Here is a 23,380-nt window from a genome sequence, read left to right as displayed (position 1 = left end):
TAATTAACAGGTGGATTTTAAATAAATTTTCATTTTGCACACCCTAGTAAAATCACTGACAGTAATACCTAACAATAGAAGTTATAATGGAAGAAAACACTACTATCGATATTAGTGCTGTGAATGAGAAAATTGCCCAAGAGAGTGCTTTTATTGATCTTCTAAAGGTTGAGATGAACAAGGCCATTGTGGGCCAGAACCACATGGTGGAGCGTTTGCTCATCGGCCTGTTGGGAAAGGGACACATCCTGCTCGAAGGGGTTCCCGGACTCGCAAAGACATTGGCCATCAACACTTTGGCCAAAGCCGTCAAGGGAAGTTTCAGTCGGATTCAGTTTACTCCCGATCTTTTGCCCGCCGATGTGGTCGGGACGCTCATATACAACATCAAGGAAAATGATTTTTCCATCAAGAAAGGGCCCATTTTTGCCAATTTCGTATTGGCGGACGAGATCAACCGTGCACCCGCCAAAGTACAGTCCGCCCTTCTTGAGGCCATGCAGGAAAAGCAGGTCACCATTGGGGACGAGACCTTTAAACTGGCGCCTCCCTTTTTGGTCATGGCCACCCAGAACCCTGTGGAGCAGGAAGGTACCTACCCCCTTCCCGAAGCACAGGTGGACCGTTTCATGTTGAAGACCGTGATCGACTATCCAAAACTCAACGAGGAGCAGCTCATCATCAGACAAAACCTCCGGGGTGACATCGAGGAAGTAAAGCCCGTTGTGTCCCTTAAACAGATCTTGAGCGCACAGGATGCGGTCCGCGAGGTCTACATGGACGAAAAAATAGAAAAATACATCCTGGATCTCATCTTTGCCACCAGGTATCCAGAAAAATATAACTTGGGGGACCTCAAACCCCTGATCAGTTTTGGTGCTTCGCCAAGGGGAAGTATCAATTTGGCCAATGCCTCCAAATGCTATGCCTTCATCAAGCGAAGGGGCTACGTGGTGCCAGAGGATGTACGGGCCGTGGTGCACGACGTTCTCCGCCACAGGATCGGGATCACTTACGAGGCCGAAGCGGAAAACATCACTTCCGAAGAGATCATCAACAAGATTGTTAACGAGGTAGAAGTGCCGTAACGGTTCAATGTTTCTCGGTCGAAGTAGCAATACTTTTTAGCCAACCCGAAAACCTATCTCTTGAACCAAATGGATACAAAAGAACTACTTAAAAAAGTACGTAAGATTGAAATAAAGACCCGGCGTCTTTCCGACCATATTTTTGGTGGGGAATACCATTCTACGTTCAAAGGTAGGGGAATGACTTTCAGCGAGGTACGGCAATACCAGTTCGGGGACGATGTAAGGAGCATTGACTGGAACGTGACAGCCCGGTACAACGAACCTTTTGTTAAGGTATTTGAAGAAGAAAGGGAACTTACCATGATGCTGATGGTGGACGTGAGCGGATCGGAGCTTTTTGGCACCGCCGATCAGTTCAAGAAAGAGGTCATCACGGAAATCTCTGCCACACTTGCCTTCTCGGCCATGCAAAACAACGACAAAGTGGGCGTCATCCTTTTTTCCGATGAAGTGGAACTCTACATCCCGCCCAAAAAAGGAAAGAGCCATGTTTTGCGGATCATCCGGGAACTGTTGGAATTCACCCCAAAGAGCAGCAGGACCAACATTGCAGAGGCCTTGAAGTTCCTCACCAATGTGATGAAGAAAAAAGCCATTGTCTTCGTACTCTCGGATTTCATTGCCGATGATTATGACAACACGCTGCGAATTGTGGGCAACAAACATGACGTGACCGGCATCCGAATATTTGACGAAAAGGAAGAATCCATCCCCAATCTGGGCATGGTGCAGATGCAGGATGCGGAGACCGGGACCCTGCAACTGGTGAACACCCAATCCAAAAAAGTACGCTACGCCTATGGCGAATTCCACAAACAAAAGGTGGCCTATTTTATGGATTCGTTTACCAAATCGGGCTGCGGGGTCATCAATTGTCGGGTGGATGAAAGCTACGTAAAAAAACTATTGGGATATTTTAAACGAAGGGGATAATGCAAGTTGAAAATTCAAAATTGAAAATTCAAAATGTCCCAACACCATTTGTGTTGATGACACTGCTGTGTCTTTTTCTTTTGCCCAACATAGGTTTTTCCCAAACGGAACCCAAAATCTCCACGGAGGTGGACACCCTTTCCATCAAAATTGGGGAACAGATCCATTATAAGATTACTGTTGAAACGGATTCCACCAATGTGGTCCATTTCCCCGAAGGACAGTCCTTCTCCCCATTGGAAACCGTGGAAGCCATCATAGGCGATACCATAAAGAACAAAAACAGGGTCACCCTGCAGCGGATCTATGCCCTGACCCAATTTGACAGCGGCGCGTACACCGTGCCCCCACAAATTGTCACCGTCAACGAGAAACAATTTTTCACGGATTCCTTCCGCATCAAAGTGGCAGATGTGGCCGTGGACACCACCAAGCAAAAGATGTACGACATCAAGCCCCTTATCCAAGTGGAGCGCAGTCGTGCCAAGCTCCTAAAAATAGTGCTCTGGGTGCTATTGGGACTTATCATAGTCGGTGGGCTGGTCTATTGGTTCTTCCTAAGGAAGAAACCTTTGACCGAGGAAGAAAAAGTGGCCTTGCTGCCCCCTTATGACCGGGCGTTATTGGAACTTAAAAACCTGGAAAACTCCAAATACCTCATCCAAGACCAATACAAAGAATATTACTCCGAGCTTACCGATATTGTGCGTTCGTATCTGGAAGACGAGGTACATGTGACCGCCATGGAAAGTACCACCGGGCAGTTGATCGCCAAACTGGAACTGTTGAAGGACGCCGGTGAGCTCAAGCTGGACGACGACACCATCAAACAGTTCCAACAGATTCTGGAAACGGCCGATTTGGTGAAGTTCGCCAAATCAAAACCGGCAACCTCCGTTGCGGAACAGGACAGAAAACTGGTGGAACACATCGTGGTAAAGACCCACGAAGCCATCCCCGAACCCACTGAGGAAGAACTCTTGCGGAACGAGGAGTATTTGGATGAACTGGCCAAGAAAAAACAACGGAAACGCATCTATTGGGCCGCTGCCATCTTCATCGGGATATTGTTTCTCGGAGGTGTTTTCTCGGTGGTCTATTTTGGTTTCAAACAAGTCAAGGACACTGTTTTTGGCTATCCCACCAAAGAACTTCTGGAAAACGAGTGGGTATCGAGTTCCTACGGTTTCCCTCCGATTGAACTGGAAACACCGGACGTACTGGTCCGACAGGAGGTGGAGCTGCCCAAAGAGACCCAAGAGCTCATCAAAGAACTACAGGCCTTTTCGTATGGCAGTTATGTGGGCATTTTTTCGGTAAGCGCCAGTTCCGTGACCTATAAGGAGCAGTCCGATCCCGATTTTGAGACTGCGGTAGGTTCCGTTTTGACCGGTTTTGAACAACTGGGCCTGAAAAACATCATCACCAAACAGGAAGAATTTACAACCACTTCGGGTGTCAAGGGTATCAAAACCTATGGAACGGGAACTTTTGAAAACCCGACGACCGGTGATTCCAAAAGGGCCAAGTACAATATCCTTTCCTTTGGCGGAAAGGGCTTCATGCAGCAGGTAATCATCACATGGGAAGAGGGGGACGAATATGCGGAACAGATCGTGGACCGAATACTGAACAGTTTGGACGTAAAAACACAGGCATAAATGTTTGAGAATATAGAATTTGCAAATCCTGAATTTTTCTGGCTGCTCCTGTTGCTGCCATTGGCTTTGCTATGGTATTTTTTCAAACGGAAAAAGGAAACCGCCTCCCTTCGCATTTCAAGCATCAAAGGATTCACCATCAGCAGTTGGGCCTCAAAGGCCAAGCCCATACTTTTTATTTTGCGCATCTTGACCTTGGCGGCCATCATCACTGCATTGGCACGACCACAGACCGAGGATATTTCGACCAAGACCAAGACCACAAAGGGCATCGACATTGTCATGGCCATAGACGTATCATCAAGTATGCTGGCCCGCGACCTGAAACCCAACCGTCTTACTGCCCTGAAAGAGGTGGCTGCCGACTTTATCGAACAGCGCCCCAACGACCGCATCGGCATCGTGGGCTACGCCGGGGAAAGCTATACCAAGACCCCGATCACCAGCGATAAGGCCATCGTCCTGAACGCGCTCAACGAAATCACCTATGGTGAGTTGGAAGATGGGACCGCCATCGGGATGGGGCTTGCCACCGCGGTAAACCGCCTGAAGGAAAGCAAGGCCATCAGCAAGGTCATCATTTTATTGACCGATGGGGTGAACAATTCCGGGTTCATTGAACCCAAAACAGCCGCTGACCTTGCCACGGAATTTGACATAAAGACCTATACCATCGGGCTGGGCACCAACGGAAATGCGTTGACGCCCATTGGATACACCCGAGATGGTTCATTTAGATATGGAATGCAAAAGGTGGAAATAGATGAGGGCCTCCTAAAGGAAATCGCAGAAGTCACCGGCGGAAAATATTTCCGTGCCACCGACAACGAATCCTTGGGGGAAATCTATGACGAGATCAACAAATTGGAAAAAACGGAGATAGAGGAGTTCAAATATTACAAGTATGATGAGAAGTTCCGGCCATTGATATTTTTGGCAGGGGCTTTGCTGTTGTTGGAATGGGTATTGCGCAATTCCGTGTTTAAAAGTTTTATTTAGGAAATGATTCAGTTCGACGAAAAAATATATTTCTATCTGTTGGCCATTGTTCCCGTAATGGTCCTGGCTTTCCTTATGCTCCAAATCTGGAAGAAAAAGACACAACGCCGATTTGCAGACTCCAAACTGTTGAAGCGTTTGGCCCCGGACAGGTCCAGTTTTAAATCTACCCTAAAACTGATCTTTCTTTTGCTCGGGCTTTCGTTCCTTGTGCTCGGACTCGTCAATCCCAAGATCGGCACCAAACTGGAGACCGTGAAACGGGAAGGGGTGGACATTGTCTTTGCCCTGGACGTTTCCAAAAGTATGTTGGCCGAAGATATTGCCCCCAACCGATTGGAAAAAGGGAAACGCATCGTATCGGAGATCATCAACCAATTGGCCAGTGACCGTATCGGTATCATCGCGTACGCGGGCCAGGCCTATCCGCAACTTCCCATCACCACGGACTACGGTGCGGCAAAAATGTTCCTGCAGAGCATGAACACCGACATGTTATCCTCCCAGGGAACCGCCATAGACGCCGCCATAGATCTGGCCAGCACCTATTATGATGATACCCAACAGACCAACAGGATCCTTTTTATCGTTTCCGACGGGGAAGACCATTCCGAAAGTTCCACGGCAGCAGCAGTGGAGAAGGCCACACAAAACGGCATACGCATCTTTACCATTGGCGTAGGGAAGGAAAAAGGAGCCCCGATTCCGATCAAAAGAAACGGAATTGTGGAAAGTCTTAAAAAAGACAATGAGGGGGAAGTGGTCATCACCAAATTGAACGAACCCATCCTCATCGAAATTGCCGAAAGGGGCAATGGGGAGTATATTGATGGCTCCAGTACCGAAAAAGCTGTGGAATACATCAAGGAACAGTTGGACCGGATGGACAAGACCGAGTTTGAAGCTAAGCAATTTGCAGAATATAAGGACCAGTTCCAATGGTTTCTTGCTGCTGGCTTTTTATTTTTATTTTTGGACATCTTCGTTTTGGACAGAAAAACACAATGGCTGAAAAAACTGAATCTTTTTAATGAACATGACGATGAATAAGATAAGATTGATGTTTGTCCTGCTGCTTTGTTTTGGTTTTGTACAGGCACAGGACGAGACAACTGAAAAAGAGAACAAGGAAGCTGAAAAAGCTCTTCGGTCATCCACCAACATCACGTGGGAGGCCAACAACGAACTTACCGCCAACGATTTTGTCAACTCGGAGGCCAAGTACAGGAAGGCCATCTCCAAAAGCAAGCAGAACGTAGCGGCACCCTTTAATCTGGGCAATGCCTACTATAACCGTGAAAGTTACGGGGAAGCCTTTGGACGGTTCAAACAGGCAGGTGAAGCGGCAACCGAAAAACCTGAAAAACACAAGGCCTACCATAATATGGGCAATGTGTTCATGAAGAACAAGGAATATGAAAAGGCCGTTGAGGCCTACAAACAGGCCCTTCGTAGCAATCCGGATGACGACGAGACCCGTTACAACCTTGCCCTGGCAAAAAAAATGCTTGAAAAACAACAAGACGAGCAAAAGAACGACCAGAACAAGGACAACGAGGACAAACAGGACCAGAAGGATCAAGAACAAGATCAGAACAAGGACCAGAACAACGAAGGGGGCGACAACGAGAAAAACGACGAAGGAAAACAGGACGAGAACAAGGACAAGGGCGACGAAGGGGATAAGGGAGAGAACAAACCCGAGGAGAACCAAGAAGGGGACGGGGACAAGAAAAAGGAACAGGAGAAAAAGCCCAACGAGGGTGACCAGCCCAATGAGCAAAAACAACAGCCCCGACCCAACCAACTCTCCGAACAACAGATCCAGAACCTCTTGGAGGCCATGGAGAACGAAGAGAAAAAAGTACAGGAAAAAATGGAGGCCAGAAAGGTCCGGGGTAAAAAAATCAGGAACGAAAAGGATTGGTGATGAAGGCGTTGAGGGGCAACATTGTGTTTTTATGGATTGCAGTCCTTTTTTGGGGCCACTTTGTCCATGCCCAAGAAGAGGAAGGGGTCGCTTTCGATATGGCACTCAGCAAGGAAAAATTGGGGATCAACGAACGGCTCAGGGTAGATTTTACCATGAACAAGGACGGCGACAATTTTACACCTCCTCCCTTTGATGGTTTCAATGTGGTCATGGGCCCCTCACAATCCATCAGTTCTTCTTGGATAAACGGAAAACGTAGTTTTTCCAAAACCTATACCTATATTTTAATGCCCACGGGAAGGGGCAACTTTACCATTGGACAGGCAACCATAGAGATTGGTGGGCAAACCTACAAAACCTTACCCAAGGAAGTCGAGGTCACCGCTGCTGTGGACAAACCCAATGACCAAAAGACCGTGGACGACGTCGCAGACGAAAGTCTTCACCTGGTAGCGGAAGTCTCCAAGGGCAACCCATACCTGAACGAGGCCGTAACCGTGGTCTACAAATTGTATGTTAGCCCAAATATCAGTGTGACCAACTACCGCCCGTTGGACAACCCCACGTACAACAATTTCTGGAGCCAGGATATTCCCGTTACCAAGCACACGGCCCAAAACGGCACCTATGAGGGCAAACCCTATAGGTTTGTTGTACTGAAAAGGGTAGTGCTCTACCCGCAAAGATCTGGGGAATTGGAAATAGAGCCCCTTTCCTTGGAAATTTTTGTGGACGTGCCCACCAACAAACGTGATTTCTTTGGGGGCAGGATATATACCCAGACCACCAAAACGGTTTCTGCCGGGAGAAGGACCTTGAATGTTAAGCCCCTCCCAGAAGCAGGAAAACCAGCAGACTTTGGCGGTGCCGTAGGTGATTTCGGTTTTTCGGTGACCACCAGCAAAAAAGAATTGAATGCCTCCGAATCGTTACAGGCAACCGTGGAGGTCTCAGGAAAGGGGAACCTCAAGTTGTTCCAACTGCCCGAGCCCGAACTGCCCAGTTCCTTGGAAGTCTATGACCCGGAGCATGAAGAGAACATCCAGACCTATAGTTCGGGAATGGAGGGCAAAGTGTCCAACAACTACACCATAGTTCCTTCCTTTAGAGGCAAGTATCCAATTCCAAGCATCTCTTTCAGTTATTTCAACCCCGAAACGGAAAAATATGTAACGCTGCACTCGGAAGAGATCAACATTGAGGTGTTGGAGGGCCCCATGGCCTCCTCTGGCAATGCGGTTCCTGGACCGTCAGTCAACAAACAAGCCGTAGTGGCCACGGGCAAACAGTTCCATTTTATAAAACTTGACCCTGATCTAAGACCGAAGAAAGTCAGCTATTTTTTGGGCTCGCGAACTTTCTTTCTTCTGCTTTTCATTCCTCTTTTACTTATCCCCATTGCCATCTTCTTCTTCAAGAAAAGAGAGGCCATTGCCAGTGACGTAGTGGGCAATAAGATAAAACAGGCCAATAGGTTGGCGAAAAAATACCTATCCACGGCCAAAAAGGAATTGGGCAACAAAGAAGCTTTCTACGTTGCCTTGGAAAAAGGGCTGCACAACTACTTGAAGGCCAAACTGAAAATAGAGACCTCGGAATTCAGCAAGGAAAAGATAACCGATATCCTAACGAAGAAAGGAGTTGCCGTGGAGGACATCAATGCCTTTATCGAGCTTTTGAAAAACTGTGAGATGGCCCGATACAGTCCGTTTTCCAATGTGCAGATGCAGAACGATTACGATAAGGCCAGTGAGGTGATTTCTAAATTGGACAAACAGCTATGAGCATGAAAAAGATCTTTTTTTTGATAGGCCTGTTATCCATGTCCCTTGGATTCTCCCAAAATGAGACCCTGTTCTCGGAAGCAACAGAATTGTACAATAAGGGGGAATACACCAAGGCCATAGAAAACTATGAGCAGATCTTGGAGAGTGGCCAACATTCGGCGGCCGTCTATTTCAATTTGGGCAATTGCTATTACAAGACCAATGCCATCGGTCCCAGCATCTACTATTATGAGAAGGCCCTACTGTTGTCTCCCAATGACAGTGAGATAAAAAACAATTTGGGCTATGCCCAGAACATGAGGTTGGATGCCATAGAAGAAGTTCCAAAGACCGAGATTGCCCAGGCCTATGATAAAGTCATCAATCTGTTCACTTCCGATCAATGGGCCTACATTGCCGTGACACTGGTGTTGTTTTTTGTCCTAGCCTATCTCGCCTATTATTTCCTTCGTTCGGCCAACCAAAAGCGTATTTCCTTGATCACGGGAATTTTCTCATTGACACTTGGTCTATTGAGTATTTTGATGTCCTATCTCCAACACGAACAGTATAGAAAAGACAATCCGGCCATTGTGTTCAGCAAGGAAGTCAGGGTGTCTTCCGAACCCAATGGGAGCAGTGAAACCATCTTCTCCCTGCATGAAGGCACCAAGGTAAATGTATTGGAGGAACTTGATGGTTGGGAGAAAATAAGGATTGCCGACGGCCAAACTGGCTGGCTTTTGGGCGAAAACATCAAACACATCAAGGACTTTTAGACATTCTTTAACAAAATATCGGGGAGTTCGCCTTATTTTTGGGAAAAATTAAAGTATAGTGCTGAAACTATTGGCTCTCCCTTTTGTATCGGTGATGCTCGTTTCCATTTTGATGGCATCCCCCTTTGTCCCGCTTCTGGGCAGGGAATACAGCACTGCACTTATACTTGGGGCCTCAGAAGAGGAGAACAACAGCCACGAAACAGCAAGCTGCAAAAACTTTGACGGCAAGTTCTTCGTGTTCCGCAATTTTTTCTCAGTCGACCCTTCCTTCAAACAAGAGCAAAATTTAAGCTCGTTGCGGTACATATTCCAAGTTATGGAACACACCGTTGAGATTCTTGACCCTCCCCCTAGGGAATTGGTTTAGTCCCTGAAACATTCACATTCAAATCAATTTTCTAACTGTCTTCAATCCAAAAAGCGCTTGAAGGCAAAACTTTTTTAATTATGTTCAAGTATATCAAAAATGACTTGCCGGCCAGTGTTGTGGTCTTCTTTGTGGCATTGCCGCTCTGTTTGGGCATTGCCTTGGCCAGTGGAGCCCCTCTCTTTTCCGGTCTGATTGCTGGGATTGTAGGGGGTATAGTTGTAGGCGCATTGAGTGGGTCCCAATTGGGGGTCAGTGGTCCCGCAGCTGGACTTGCCGCCATTGTGCTCACTGCCATAGGTACCTTGGGAGGCTTTGAAAACTTTTTGGTAGCGGTTGTACTGGGCGGCATCATACAAATCCTGTTCGGTGTCCTCAAAGGAGGTATCATCGCCTATTATTTCCCCTCATCCGTGATCAAAGGTATGCTTACCGGGATAGGAATCATCATTATCTTAAAACAGATTCCCCACTTTTTTGGCTATGATGCCGACCCAGAAGGGGATCAGGCCTTTTTCCAGGTCGATGGTGAAAACACTTTTAGTGAAATCCTTGTAGCACTGAACAATATAAGCCCCGGAGCTACATTGATCGCTGTTATTGCACTTGCCATTCTTATTCTATGGGACAAGGTGCTGACGAAAAAATCAAAAATATTCCAGTTGATCCAAGGCCCTTTGGTGGCTGTGGTACTGGGCATTCTTTACTTTATATTTACCCAAGGGAATTCCAACTGGGGGATTTCTCCGGAACATCTTGTACAGGTGCCTGTCCTGGAAAGCTTCGCCAATTTTGGAAGCCTGTTCCAGTTCCCTAATTTTTCCGTTATCGGCAACCCTGAAATTTGGATCACGGCCTTTACCATTGCATTGGTGGCCAGTTTGGAGACGCTGTTGTGTGTTGAGGCCACTGATAAATTGGATCCCTACAAAAGGACCACGCCTGCCAACAGGGAATTGTTCGCACAAGGCGTTGGAAATTCAATATCCGGCCTACTTGGTGGATTGCCCATTACACAGGTGATCGTGCGTAGCTCGGCCAACATCCAGTCGGGTGGCCGCACCAAATTGGCGGCCATTGTGCATGGCTTTTTATTGCTGATTTCTGTGTTGTTGATTCCCAGACTGCTCAACATGATTCCCTTGTCCGTACTTGCCGCTGTGCTGTTCATCGTCGGTTTCAAACTGGCCAAGCCCAGCCTGTTCAAGACCATGTACCAATTGGGATGGAAACAATTCGTTCCTTTTATAGTCACCGTGGTGGGCCTTGTCTTTACCGACCTTCTCATCGGTATTGCCTTGGGTCTGGCGGTTGGTATCGTGGTGATCCTGATCAAGAGTTACCAAAATTCGCACTTCCTGCATATCGAGGATAAAGGCAATGGGGAGAACATGATCAAAATGACCCTTGCGGAAGAGGTGACCTTCATCAACAAGGGGGCCATCCTGAAAGAGCTGGATCGCCTTCCAGAAAATTCCTATCTGGAACTGGATGTCCGCAAGACCAGATATCTTGATAACGACATCATTGAGATCTTGGAAGATTTCTCGGGCAAGGCCAAGAGCAAGAACATCAACATAAAACTGATTTCTGAAAGAGGTGTGGTCGAGAACCCAGAGAGTTACATCAAATTTTTCAACCTAAGACCGAAACAAACGGCATAAGATAAAAATATGAAAACACATACACTAGAAACACAGGCCACTATGACGCCCAAAAAGGCGATCCAATTTTTGAAGGAAGGCAATGAGCGTTTCCAAAATAACCTAAAGGCCAATAGAAACCTGTTGCAACAGGTCAACGAAACCAAGGATGGACAGTTTCCCTTTGCCACCATCCTTAGTTGTATCGATTCAAGGGTGTCTGCAGAGCTGGTCTTCGATCAAGGACTTGGAGATATTTTCAGTATAAGAATTGCTGGCAACTTTGTCAACGAGGATATTCTGGGAAGTATGGAGTTTGCCTGCAAATTGGCCGGCACAAAACTGATCGTGGTCTTGGGCCACACCAGCTGTGGGGCAGTAAAAGGTGCTTGTGACCACGCCCGCCTTGGCAACCTCACCACATTGATCAACAAGATTGAGCCTGCGGTAGATGCTGTCAAAGAACCAAAGGACGAGTCATTGAGAAATTCCAAAAACTTGGAGTTTGTGGATGCGGTCGCAGTAAAGAACGTAGAAATGACCTTGGACAACATTAGATCGCAAAGTCCTATCCTAAAAGAAATGGAGGATGAGGAGCAGATAGCCATCGTCGGGGCCATGTATGACCTCTCTGATGGCAAGGTGGTCTTTTTGTAAAATACCGTTCCATACATACAAAGGGTCGAAGGGTTATCAAATCCTTCGACCCTTTTTTTATTCCAGAATTGTTACCTTCACCCTCACAACCGAAAGCCATGTTCAAACATTTTAAAGGAGATCTTTTTGGTGGAATCACTGCAGGGATTGTTGCGCTGCCCTTGGCGCTTGCCTTCGGGGTAAGTTCGGGACTGGGCCCAAGTGCAGGATTGTATGGCGCCATTTTCATCGGTTTTTTTGCCGCTCTTTTTGGAGGCACCAACACACAAATTTCTGGACCAACTGCTCCCATGACCGCAGTGAGCATGGTGATGATCTCAGGTATCCTGGCCCTCAACAATGGAGATATCAATCGAGCCCTCCCGGCCATTCTGACCGTTTTTTTACTGGCGGGACTTATGCAAATTGGCCTTGGACTCATCGGTCTGGGAAAATACATTAAATATATCCCTTATCCTGTCGTCTCTGGATTTATGACCGCCATTGGGGTCATTATACTCATCACCCAAATACTCCCCGCCATTGGTTATTACCCCAAGGAAGACACCTCCTATGTAAACAGTTTCAAACCCAAGGCAGAAGAGAATATCTTGACCCGCATTCTCAGGGAGGAAACCGAAAAGGGCATTCTGGTCCTTGAAGATTTTGAAGAAACCATCAACAGGGCCGGGAACATCACTGCCGATGACATGGACAAAGAGGCAAAGGGTTTGGCAGGAAAGCATGCCTCTGGGGTCATCGGCACTTTCAAGGTATTGCCTAGGGCCCTCACTAATATTGATTGGTTGGAACTGGCACTGGCTTTGGGTACCATTCTCATAGTGTATGGGTTTAAACGCATCACCACCGCTGTGCCCAGTACCTTGGTCGCTTTGGTGGTCGTATCCGGTCTTGCCTATGCCCTTGGTCTGGACTATCGCCCCATAGAACAGATCCCCAGTGGTCTTCCTGTTCCCCGTTTGGAAATTTTCACCCAGTTCAATCTCGGGGCCATTGCACCCTATTTCTTTACCGCACTCACCTTGGCCCTGCTCGGGGCCATTGATTCCCTACTTACATCCGTGGTTGCGGACAATATGACCCAGACCAAACATAACCCCAACAAAGAATTGATGGGACAGGGAATCGGGAACAGCGTAGCAGCCCTGTTCGGCGGAATTCCCGGTGCGGGTGCCACCATACGAACAGTGGTGAACATCAATTCCGGGGGGAAAACAAGGCTTTCGGGCATGATTGCAGGCTTGCTCTTGTTGGTCATCCTACTTGCGTTGGGGCCTGTCGCCTCACAAATTCCCGCAGCAGTATTGGCGGGACTTCTCGTCACCGTTGGGATCGGCGTTATGGATTATAAAGGGCTAAAGGCCATTCCCAATATGCCCAAAGACATTACCCTCGGGCCCATCAGATTAAGTTCTGAGGTCATTGTGATGCTGGTGGTCATGGTGCTTTCCTCGGTTTGGAACCTCGTCTATGCCGTAGGGATCGGTCTGATCATGGCCTCGTTGATGTTCATGAAAAAAATTGGTGACATTACCGCCAAAAGATCAAATGTGACTTCTTTGAATGAAGAAATTTGGCCCGATGAAAAAGACATTCCAAAAAAATTGAGGGACGAGGTATTCATAAAACATATCAATGGCCCACTTTTCTTCGGTTCCACCAATGAATTTCAAGAATTGGCCGACCAAATCCCAAAGAATGCAACCATCGTCATCATTAGGATGGGCCGCATGCCCTATATGGACCAATCGGGCCTGTATGCCATGGAGGAAGTGCTCCATGCCTTGAAACGAAAACAGATCACCGTGTTGTTGGTAAAGATTTTGGAGCAGCCAAAATATATGATGCAAAAAATAGATATCGTTCCAGGTCTGATCCCGAACGAGCATGTTTTTGACAATTTCAAATTGTGCATGAATTGGTTGGGCGGCCGTAAAGAACGCCTTGACACCTGACCACCACCTTTGATTTTTTTGATGTAAGGACAGTACATTTGTCCATTGCCCATTTATTCAGGTACAATTTGCTAAATTTGTCCGCCAATAGCACTAAACATGATCGAGACCATAAAGGAACACTTGGCCGAAGTAGAAAAATTCTCTTCCACCTCAAGCGATGAAATTGAAACTTTCCGAATCAAATATTTGGGGAAAAAAGGCTTGTTGAACACCTTCTTTGCCGAGTTCAAAAATGTGCCCAACGGGGAAAAGAAAGAATTTGGGCAGGTCATCAACCAATTGAAGAGTGCAGCGACCGAAAAGGTAAACACCCTCAAGGAAGCCTTGGAAAACCAAGTGGAGCCCGAAGGTAAATTTGGTGATCTCACCCGACCCGGGGAGCCCATTGAAATCGGGGCAAGACATCCTATCTCCATCGTAAAGAACCAGATCATCGACATCTTTTCCAGAATTGGGTTCAATGTTTCCGAAGGACCTGAGATAGAGGACGATTGGCATAATTTTACGGCATTGAACCTGCCCGAGTACCATCCGGCACGCGACATGCAGGATACTTTTTTCATCCAGACCGATCCCGATATCCTCTTGCGTACCCATACCTCCTCCGTACAAGTGCGATACATGGAAAGCCACAAACCACCCATCCGTACCATTTCCCCGGGAAGGGTGTACCGGAACGAGGCCATTTCGGCACGCTCCCACTGCTTTTTCCACCAAGTGGAAGGGTTGTATGTGGACAAGAACGTCTCCTTCGCCGATCTGAAGCAGACCCTACAGTACTTTACATCTGAAATGTTCGGGAAATCCAAGATCAGGCTGCGCCCATCCTACTTTCCTTTTACGGAACCCAGTGCTGAAGTGGATGTGTATTGGGGACTGGAGACCGAAACGGACCATCGCATGACCAAGGGTACCGGTTGGTTGGAAATCATGGGTTGTGGCATGGTGGACCCCAATGTCCTCAAAAATTGCGGTATCGACCCCGAAGTATATTCCGGGTTCGCTTTTGGAATGGGCATAGATCGAATTGCGCTCCTCCTCCACCAAATTTCTGACATTAGACTGTTGAGCGAGAACGACGTCCGCTTTTTGGAACAGTTCAAGAGCGCCCTTTAGTCGCGAAATGCCTGCTTGAGTCGGCTGCCAGTAAATCGCTCGGAGCCAAGGACCGGGGGTCAGGAATTGGGAACCGGTTTTTAGGATGCAGTTTGCAGTTACCCAAGTCCATATTAAATCCAATGAAAATTAACAAAGTAATCGAACAACTGCGCCCAGAAACATCTCTTTTCTATTTTCTATCGTCCATTTTCTAGCATCCAACATCTGGCAACAAGCATTGAACTTTTAACACAACTTTAAGTTCGTTTGGTTTTGTTTGTTCCGAACCAATATTAATTTTGCGCCTTCAAATTATCAGATATGGTAAAGACGAAGGATGAGTTGATAGAGACCTTGGGGCTCCACTTGGAAGGTGAACATAATCTTCCCCCTTTGGCAGCCCGAATCTATGCCATTTTGGTCATGACCAATGAGGACGGATTGACCTTTGAGGATTGTCTCGAAAAACGTGGGGCCAGCAAAAGTTCAACATCAACCTCCCTTAACTTGCTGCTCAACATGGGCATCGTCACCTATTTCACCAAACCGGGCGACAGAAGAAGGTATTTTACCCTTGCCAAAAAAAAGACATTCTTCCTTACCAAATTACAGGAAAACCTGAAACGCCTTGAAAACGAAAAAAAAATCATCACCTCGGTAATGGGCTACCATGAAAAAAACAGTCCAAAAAAATTTGAGGAGGGCAAGGCCAGAACCAGCATTTACCTTGACTATATCCATAAGAACGAGACCCTTTTAAAAGAATCCATCAAAAAACTTGAAATCATATTGGATTAAAAATCCAATGTCCAACTATCTAAACCTTAACACATTAAGTTCGTACATGAAAACAATCAAGATACCCTTTGTACTGGCAGGAATAGTTCTTTTAATGTCCTGTGGAGGCAAAACCCAGCAGCAATCCGCCCCGCCACCACCATCTTTAAAAACCACTGCCCTGAAAAAGCAGGATATCACTGTTTACAATACCTACTCCACTTCGATGGAGGGGGTACAAAACGTACAGATTTGGCCCAAGGTTTCAGGTTTTGTCCAAAACATTTATGTGGAAGAAGGGCAAAAAGTGAAAAAAGGGCAGCTGCTCTTCAAATTGGAGACCCAGACCCTGTCCCAAGACGCCAACGCCGCCAAAGCTTCGGTGAACGTGGCCCAAGTGGAAGTGGACAAATTGGTCCCCTTAGTGGAGAAAGGCATCATCAGCAATGTACAGTTGGAAACTGCCAAGGCCCAATTGGAACAGGCAAAGAGCAATTACAACAGCATCACCGCAAACATTGGGTATTCCAACATCGTGAGCCCCGTGAACGGTTACATTGGGGGGATTCCCTACAAAGTAGGGGCCCTAGTGAGCAGTACCATGGCCCAACCCCTGACCGTGGTCTCGGACATCAGTGGCATCAGGGCCTATTTTTCCATGAACGAAAAAGAATTGCTCCAGATGAAAACACAAATGGCAGCAAATGCCAATGAAAGTGCTGCCAGTTCTACCCCAGAGGTGGAATTGGTCATGATCAATGGCCAAACATATCCCCACAAAGGGAAAATCGCCATGATCAACAATATCATCAACCCCACCACGGGAAGCGTTTCCCTTCGGGCCGATTTTGAGAACCCAGATCTGTTGTTGAGTTCTGGGAGTACTGGAACAATCAGGGTTCCTTCCACATACAAAGATGTGTGGGTGATTCCCCAATTTGCCACAGTGGACCTTCAAGGGACCAAAATGGTGTATGTGCTCAATGGGGATACCGTGAACACAAAGCCAATCAATATCGTGGCACAGACTGCCACGGAATTCATCGTATCCGAAGGCCTTGAAGAGGGAACGACCATTGTGACCGAAGGTGTCTCCAAATTGAGGGATGGACAGACCATCAACCCTATCAAATAATTGTACCGTCAAACTTATTAGAACAAACAACCCATGTTCCAAAAATTCATAGACCGTCCCGTACTGTCCACAGTCATATCCGTCATCATTTTGATCTTGGGTGTACTGGGACTCAGCGTTCTCCCCGTAGAACAATATCCAGAAATAGCACCGCCCACGGTTCAGGTCACCGCCAACTATACAGGTGCCAGTGCTGAAACCGTGTTAAAAAGTGTGGTCATCCCCCTCGAAGAACAGATCAACGGGGTGGAGGGCATGACCTACATGACCTCTTCCGCCAGTAATGACGGTGCGGCCAATATCAGCGTATATTTTGAATTGGGTGTCGATCCCGACATTGCGGCCGTTAACGTACAGAACAGGGTGTCCCGTGCCAACAGCCTTTTGCCCCAAGAAGTGATCCAAACGGGTGTCAATACCCAGAAAGCGCAGAACAGTGCCTTGCTCTTTTTCTCCATTTTTTCCAAAAATGAAAATTATGACGGGACTTTTGTGGAGAACTACGCAAAGATCAACCTGGTGCCCAAGCTCCAAAGGATCAAGGGAGTCGGTAACGTAAACGTGTTCGGGGCCAAGGACTATTCCATGCGGATTTGGATCTCCCCGGACAAAATGGCCGCCTACAATCTAGTGCCTGCCGATATCCAAGCAGCCCTTCGGGAACAGAACCGAGAGGCCGCTACGGGTAAGATCGGGGAAAATGCCGATGGTATCTTCGAATATGTGATGAAATACAAGGGCCGCCTCTCCGAGGTGGAAGAATACCAGAACATCATTCTAAAAACGACCGAAGATGGAGGGTTTCTGAGGTTAAAAGATGTTGCCGAAATTGAACTCGGCGCATTCAGCTACGTCAGGAAGAACTCGGGGATGGGTAATCCAGGGGTTGCCGTTGGGGTCTATCAGACCTCAGGTTCCAATGCCAATGAGATCATAGAGCAGATAGAACTTATTTTGGAAGAGAGCAAGGCCGAATTTCCAAAGGGGATGGACTATGTGATCCCATTCAACTCCAAGGATTTCCTGGATGCTTCCATAGACCATGTGGTCAAGACATTGATCGAGGCCTTTATCTTGGTGTTCATCGTGGTGTTCCTGTTCCTTCAGGATTTCCGATCCACATTGATTCCGGCCATTGCCGTGCCCGTGGCCATTGTGGGAACCTTTTTCTTCCTTCAGTTGTTTGGGTATTCCATCAACATGCTTACCCTTTTCGCCATGATCTTGGCCATTGGTATCGTGGTGGATGATGCAATTGTAGTGGTAGAGGCCGTCCACGCCAAGTTGGAGGAAGGCGCCACCTCTGCGAAAACTGCATCGAAGAAGGCCATGAGCGAAATTTCGGGGGCCATTATCTCCATCACCTTGGTGATGTCCGCCGTGTTCATCCCGGTATCCTTTATCCAAGGGTCGTCAGGGGTATTTTACCAGCAATTCGGTATCACGCTGGCCGTGGCCATTCTTATCTCGGCCATCAACGCGTTGACGCTCAGTCCAGCTTTGGCCGCATTGTTCCTAAAACCACATGATCCCGAAAAAGGACATAAGTCCAATTTAATGACTCGCTTTTTCAAGGCATTCAATGTTGGGTTCATGGCAATCACCAATAAATACACCAATGCCGTGGGCAACATGGTCAAGAGAAAATGGATCACGGTCGTGCTTTTGTTGGCCTTCACCGGACTTGCCATTTTTCTGTTCAAATCCACTCCATCCGGCTTTGTCCCCGATGAGGATAGGGGTATCATTTTTGCCAATCTGAGCATGCCCCCCGGAACGACCATAGAGAAAACGGAAGAGACCATCATGAAGCTCGATTCCATCTATGAATCCATGGACATCATCGATGCCAGGATGAGTGTGGCCGGTTTCAGTTTGCTGAGCCGTGTAAGTGCCGGTTCCTATGCATTTTCCATCATGAAACTGAAGGATTGGGGCGAGAGAAAGGCAGATTCCCTCTCGGTTGAGGCCACTTTGCAAAAATTGTATGGTATGTCGGCCCAGTTCAAGGATGCCCAGATCATCTATTTTACCCCACCCAGCATACAAGGTTTTGGTACCAGTTCCGGTTTTGAGGTACAGTTGCAGAGCAAAGGCGGTGATGATTGGCTTTCCATCAACGATGTGAAGAACCAATTTTTGGGAGCCCTTAACGCAAGGCCTGAAATCCAGTATGCCATTTCCCAGTTCGACCCAGGATTCCCCCAATATGATCTGGACATTGACATCGAAAAGGCAAAAATGTCAGGATTCTCAGCGACAGATATCTTCAATGCACTGCAAGGGTATTATGGAGGAATATACGCCACGGATTTCAACAAGTTTGGAAAACAGTACCGTGTCATGATCCAGGCCAAGCCCGAAGATCGTGCCGATGAAAATTCATTGAACCATATTTTTGTGAGAAACGCCAATGGCGAATCCGTAGCGGTGAGCCAGTTTGTGGACCTCAGGAAAATCTACGGCCCGGAAGTGGTGGAACGCTTTAATCTGTTGAGCTCCGTGAAGATCACCGGGGTGCCCAATGCGGGCTACAGTACGGGTGATGCCATCAATGCCATTGAGGAAGTGGCCGCCCAAGTGCTGCCCAATTCCTATACCTATGACTATTCCGGACTTACCCGTGAAGAGACCAATGCAGGGTCGCAGACCATCCTCATTTTTATATTGAGTTTGGTGTTCGTTTATTTCTTGTTGAGCGCACAGTATGAAAGTTATATCCTACCCTTTTCCATTTTGTTGTCGCTCCCCGTGGGAATTGCAGGTGCTATTCTCTTTATTAACTTGGCGGGGCTCCAGAACAACATCTATTTCCAGATTGCACTCATCATGCTGATAGGTCTGTTGGCCAAGAACGCGATCTTGATCGTGGAGTTTGCCCTTCAGCGTAGAAGGGCCGGACTATCCCTGTTCGATGCCGCTGCCGATGGTGCACGGGCGAGGTTGCGTCCTATTTTGATGACCTCTTTCGCCTTCATCTTTGGTCTGCTTCCCCTGGCGTTGTCATCGGGCATCGGTGCCATCGGGAACCAATCCATAGGATTGAGCGCCGTGGGCGGAATGCTCATCGGGACCATTTTGGGTGTCTTTGTCGTGCCGGTTCTCTTTGTCGTGTTCCAAGCGTTGCAGGAACGGATTTCGGGCAAACCCTCAGAAATAAATGCATAACCACAACTTATCACACATGAAAATAAAACCCACATATAAACTGTTCCTCTTACTTTCAGCTCCTTTGCTCTTGCAATCCTGCTTTGTGGCAAAAGACTATTCGCGCCCCGAATTGGAGACCGAAAGTTTATACCGAACGGACAATTTGCCCCAAGACAGTATCTCCATGGCCAGCGTGTCATGGAGGGAACTGTTCAATGATGAGCAATTGAAATCCTATATTGCCCAAGGATTGGAGAACAACCTCGATATTCGAATTGCCCTTCAAAATGTAGTGGCCGCAGAGGCTTACCTCAAACAAGGAAAGGCAGGCTATTATCCAACGCTTTCCGGAACGGCCAGTTTCACCAGGACCAAAAACTCCAGTAACAGCCAGTTCGGTAGTTTCTTTACCCGTCCATTGGAGCAATATGAGCTTTCCGGTTCGCTTTCATGGGAGGCCGACATTTGGGGAAAGATCCGAAGCAACAAAAGGGCTTTTGGGGCCTCTTATTTGCAAAGTGTTTCGGCGCACCAAGCGGTAAAGACCAATTTGGTGGCCTCCATCGCCAGTACCTATTATCAACTTATGGCCCTCGACAAACAACGCCAGATAGCTGAGCAGACCCTTGAGGCCCGAAAAAGCAGTCTGGAAACCACTTTGGCCCTGAAGGATGCCGGACAGGTCACCGAAGTGGCTGTCAAACAGACCGAGGCCCAAGTGCATACCACAGAGATCATTCTCATCGACTTGGAAAACAATATCAAGTTGTTGGAAAATGCCTTCTGCATCTTGATGGGTGAAACGTCCCACAAAGTGGAAAGGGGCAGTCTGGATAACCAGACCATCGGCACCGACCTGAAAACTGGCGTACCCTACCTCCTCCTCACCAACCGTCCCGATGTGATGCAGGCAGAATATGGTCTTATCAATGCCTTTGAATTGACCAATGTGGCCAAGAGCAGCCTATACCCTTCCCTGAGCCTTTCAGCCAACGGTGGGTTTCAAAGTCTGGAGTTTGAAAATTGGTTGGATGCCAGCTCGCTGTTCTCCCAATTGGTGGGTTCCCTGACACAGCCCATCTTCAACGGACGAAGGTTGCGCACCCAAATGGAAGTGGCTAAGGCCCAACAGGAGCAGGCCTTGTTGTCCTACAAAAAAACTTTGCTCACCGCGGGCAGGGAAGTAAGCGATGCGCTGTACACCTATAACGCGGAGACCGAAAAACTGGAGGCCCGCTCCAAAGAGCTTGAAGCATATTCGACCGCGGAAGATTATTCAGAAGAACTGTTGAACAACGGTCTTGCGAATTATCTGGAAGTATTGACCGCAAGGCAGAATGCACTGAACTCAGAGCTCAGCTACGTGGATTCGCAGTACGGACAACTAAATGCCATGGTGGAACTGTACCGGGCCCTTGGCGGTGGATGGAGGTAAAACCCTTATATTGTGGAGTCTAGGAAAGAATTGTTGGAATATGCCATAGAAAACTTCACCAAGTTTGGGAGCAAGCGTTTTTCCATGGACGAGCTGGCCCAAAGTCTGGGCATCTCCAAAAAGACCATCTATAAACATTTTGGCAGCAAGGAAGAACTCGTTACCGAAAGCCTTCGGTTCTTCTTGGGAAAGATAAGGAGCAATGTGGACAACTATATGCTTGAAAACCCCAACGAGGACCAACCACTGTCCACCATCATCTTCATTTATAAACAAGGGTTGATGGTCCTACAGGAAATGAACCCTTCCTTTCTTTATGGATTGGACAAATATTACCCCAAAGCATCCGAACTGTATTCAGACTTTAAAAAGGACATTGTTTGGAACATTGTATGCCCTTTGTTGAAAAAAGCACAAAAAATAGGGCAGGTTCGGGCAGATGTAAAAGTTGAACTGGTCTGTATGCTCTTTCTTTCCCGGATGGAGGATACCGTTTACTCCAACAGCAGCCTGTTTGATGAATATAGCATCCAAGAATTGTTGGAACATATCATCATCAACAACCTCCGGGGCATCCTGACCTTGGATTACCTTCAAACTTGCTGCCCTTTGGAAAAATAACCCCTCCCAAAAACCCAAAGTGGTGACAATATGAAAAAAAGAGCCCTCTTATTTTTCAATAGCCATATTTTAAGGTGTTGATTTTTATGTTTTTAGCATAGGTTTTAGCGGAATGATCCCCTAAATTTAAGTTCAGCTAAAAACTCAACTCAAATGGGAACAACCAACATCAACCGAAGAGACTGGATACGAAAAAGTATGCTCACCGCAGGTGGGGCCATGGCCCTGCCTTATTTTGGCTTTGCCGAGACCCCAAGGATGCCCTTACAATTGGACGCCAAGGGAAATGCAATCTATAGTCCATTTTTTAAGGAATACCTTCCAAATTTGGAAACGGGCATGCCCGACCTTGTCGCCAAACTGAATGCGAACGAAAACCCTTATGGGCCATCCCCCATGGCCTTGGAAGCATTCAAAAATGCAGCTGCGGGAGGCAATCGGTACGCTTGGAAGGAACTGTTCCAACTCGTGGGGAAGATTGCTGATTTTGAAGGTGTCCAGAGCAAGAATATCATGATGGGCCCTGGATCCTCCGATCTTTTGGAGAAAACGGCCATGGTGCTGTTCATGAACGGAGGCAATGTGGTTTCCGCGGACCCTGCCTACATGTCGCTCATCCGAGTGGCCGAGTCAGTTGGGGCCACGTGGAAGCCCGTTCCACTTAAAGACGATTGGTCACATGATCTGAAGGCCATGGAAGAGGCCATTGATGCCGATACCAAATTGGTCTATATCTGTAACCCCAACAACCCCACCGGGACCATCACCGAACATCAAGAACTTGTGGATTTCTGTTCCCGGGTTTCCCAAAAAGTCCCTGTTTTTGTGGATGAGGCCTATTTGTGGTTTTTGGAAGACGGGGCCAAAAAAAGTATGGTATCCCTTGTCAATGAAGGCAAGGATGTGATCATTGCCCGTACCTTTTCCAAAATACATGGTATGGCCGGTCTTCGCGTAGGTTATATCGTTGCACAGGAATCCACCTTGAACAAGCTCCAAAATATCACCCGCGGAGGTATGGGTATTTCCTACCCTTCCGTCTATGCTGCCATCGCTGCCATGGACGATGTGGCTTTTATCGACAAGTCAAGGAACCTCAATGCAGAGTGTAGGGACTATGTTTACCAAAGCTTGGACCAGATGGGCATTGAATACGTGCCTTCACACACCAGCTTCCTTATTTTCCCCATTGAGATGGAAGGTAAGGCGTTCTTGGATAAGATGACCGAATTGAAAGTAGGGGTAAGGGCCTTTGAGTTTATGGGAAAAAATTGGTGTAGGGTGAGCATGGGAACCATGGACGAAATGAAAATGTTCACTGCTGCGCTCAATAAAGTGTTGGTATAGTGGATATTGGATTTCAAAAAACTGTCG

Annotated in this window: 19 protein-coding genes; all 19 read left to right on the top strand. The window is 47.4% G+C overall.

The genetic code is table 11. The features are described from left to right. Positions 1-86 precede the first annotated feature (86 nt). The 19 genes from FOT42_RS04695 (at position 87) to FOT42_RS04605 (ending at position 23,353) form a co-directional block, all read left to right on the top strand. On the top strand, positions 87-1,088 hold the full coding sequence (locus FOT42_RS04695) for an AAA family ATPase (RefSeq protein ID WP_151889429.1): 1,002 nt from the start codon (positions 87-89) through the stop codon (positions 1,086-1,088). Positions 1,089-1,157: 69 nt separating this feature from the next. Then, on the top strand, positions 1,158-2,024 hold the full coding sequence (locus tag FOT42_RS04690; RefSeq protein ID WP_151889428.1) for a DUF58 domain-containing protein: 867 nt from the start codon (positions 1,158-1,160) through the stop codon (positions 2,022-2,024). A gap of 56 nt (positions 2,025-2,080) precedes the next feature. Beyond that, positions 2,081-3,685 carry a BatD family protein gene (locus tag FOT42_RS04685; protein WP_226789802.1) on the top strand — a complete coding sequence of 535 codons (1,605 nt, stop codon included), beginning with the start codon at positions 2,081-2,083 and terminating at the stop codon, positions 3,683-3,685. After that, complete coding sequence (locus tag FOT42_RS04680) at positions 3,686-4,684, top strand: vWA domain-containing protein (protein WP_151889426.1); 999 nt, start codon at positions 3,686-3,688, stop codon at positions 4,682-4,684. A 3-nt stretch (positions 4,685-4,687) separates the two neighbouring features. Beyond that, entirely contained in the window at positions 4,688-5,734 is a 1,047-nt protein-coding gene (locus FOT42_RS04675; protein WP_151889425.1) for a VWA domain-containing protein, read from the top strand. Further along, positions 5,727-6,614 (top strand): tetratricopeptide repeat protein, encoded by an 888-nt coding sequence (locus FOT42_RS04670; protein ID WP_151889424.1) that lies wholly within the window; start codon positions 5,727-5,729, stop codon positions 6,612-6,614. The genes FOT42_RS04675 and FOT42_RS04670 overlap by 8 nt, the downstream gene beginning before the upstream one ends. Continuing rightward, complete coding sequence (locus tag FOT42_RS04665; RefSeq protein ID WP_151889423.1) at positions 6,614-8,401, top strand: BatD family protein; 1,788 nt, start codon at positions 6,614-6,616, stop codon at positions 8,399-8,401. Before FOT42_RS04670 ends, FOT42_RS04665 begins: the two co-directional genes overlap by 1 nt. Positions 8,402-8,403: 2 nt before the next feature. Further along, a complete protein-coding gene (locus FOT42_RS04660) occupies positions 8,404-9,162 on the top strand; it encodes a tetratricopeptide repeat protein (RefSeq protein WP_192938321.1) in 759 nt (252 codons plus the stop codon). Positions 9,163-9,220: 58 nt separating this feature from the next. After that, positions 9,221-9,532 (top strand): hypothetical protein, encoded by a 312-nt coding sequence (locus tag FOT42_RS04655; RefSeq protein WP_151889421.1) that lies wholly within the window; start codon positions 9,221-9,223, stop codon positions 9,530-9,532. Positions 9,533-9,612: 80 nt separating this feature from the next. Continuing rightward, positions 9,613-11,196, top strand: coding sequence for a SulP family inorganic anion transporter (locus tag FOT42_RS04650; protein WP_151889420.1), 1,584 nt, complete (start codon positions 9,613-9,615; stop codon positions 11,194-11,196). A 9-nt stretch (positions 11,197-11,205) separates the two neighbouring features. Continuing rightward, on the top strand, positions 11,206-11,832 hold the full coding sequence (locus tag FOT42_RS04645) for a carbonic anhydrase family protein (protein WP_151889419.1): 627 nt from the start codon (positions 11,206-11,208) through the stop codon (positions 11,830-11,832). 98 nt (positions 11,833-11,930) lie between these two features. Beyond that, the gene (locus tag FOT42_RS04640) at positions 11,931-13,787 is read left to right on the top strand and encodes a SulP family inorganic anion transporter (RefSeq protein ID WP_151889418.1); all 1,857 of its coding nucleotides are present in this window, start codon (positions 11,931-11,933) and stop codon (positions 13,785-13,787) included. A 99-nt stretch (positions 13,788-13,886) separates the two neighbouring features. Further along, positions 13,887-14,906, top strand: coding sequence for a phenylalanine--tRNA ligase subunit alpha (gene pheS, locus FOT42_RS04635; protein WP_151889417.1), 1,020 nt, complete (start codon positions 13,887-13,889; stop codon positions 14,904-14,906). Positions 14,907-15,209: 303 nt separating this feature from the next. Beyond that, positions 15,210-15,686 (top strand): GbsR/MarR family transcriptional regulator, encoded by a 477-nt coding sequence (locus tag FOT42_RS04630; protein WP_151889416.1) that lies wholly within the window; start codon positions 15,210-15,212, stop codon positions 15,684-15,686. A gap of 46 nt (positions 15,687-15,732) precedes the next feature. Then, entirely contained in the window at positions 15,733-16,800 is a 1,068-nt protein-coding gene (locus FOT42_RS04625) for an efflux RND transporter periplasmic adaptor subunit (RefSeq protein WP_226789801.1), read from the top strand. Positions 16,801-16,833: 33 nt separating this feature from the next. Then, a complete protein-coding gene (locus FOT42_RS04620; RefSeq protein ID WP_151889414.1) occupies positions 16,834-19,968 on the top strand; it encodes an efflux RND transporter permease subunit in 3,135 nt (1,044 codons plus the stop codon). A 16-nt stretch (positions 19,969-19,984) separates the two neighbouring features. Then, positions 19,985-21,385, top strand: coding sequence for an efflux transporter outer membrane subunit (locus tag FOT42_RS04615; protein WP_151889413.1), 1,401 nt, complete (start codon positions 19,985-19,987; stop codon positions 21,383-21,385). Positions 21,386-21,397: 12 nt separating this feature from the next. Continuing rightward, positions 21,398-22,006, top strand: a complete 609-nt coding sequence (locus FOT42_RS04610) for a TetR/AcrR family transcriptional regulator (RefSeq protein WP_192938320.1) — start codon at positions 21,398-21,400, stop codon at positions 22,004-22,006. A gap of 153 nt (positions 22,007-22,159) precedes the next feature. Then, positions 22,160-23,353: a pyridoxal phosphate-dependent aminotransferase gene (locus FOT42_RS04605; RefSeq protein ID WP_151889411.1), complete on the top strand. Its 1,194-nt coding sequence runs from the start codon at positions 22,160-22,162 to the stop codon at positions 23,351-23,353. Positions 23,354-23,380 lie beyond the last annotated feature (27 nt).

This window comes from Flagellimonas hadalis (assembly GCF_007785775.2).
In the GTDB taxonomy this organism is placed as follows: domain Bacteria; phylum Bacteroidota; class Bacteroidia; order Flavobacteriales; family Flavobacteriaceae; genus Flagellimonas; species Flagellimonas hadalis.
This window is presented reverse-complemented; position numbering and strand designations above follow the sequence as displayed.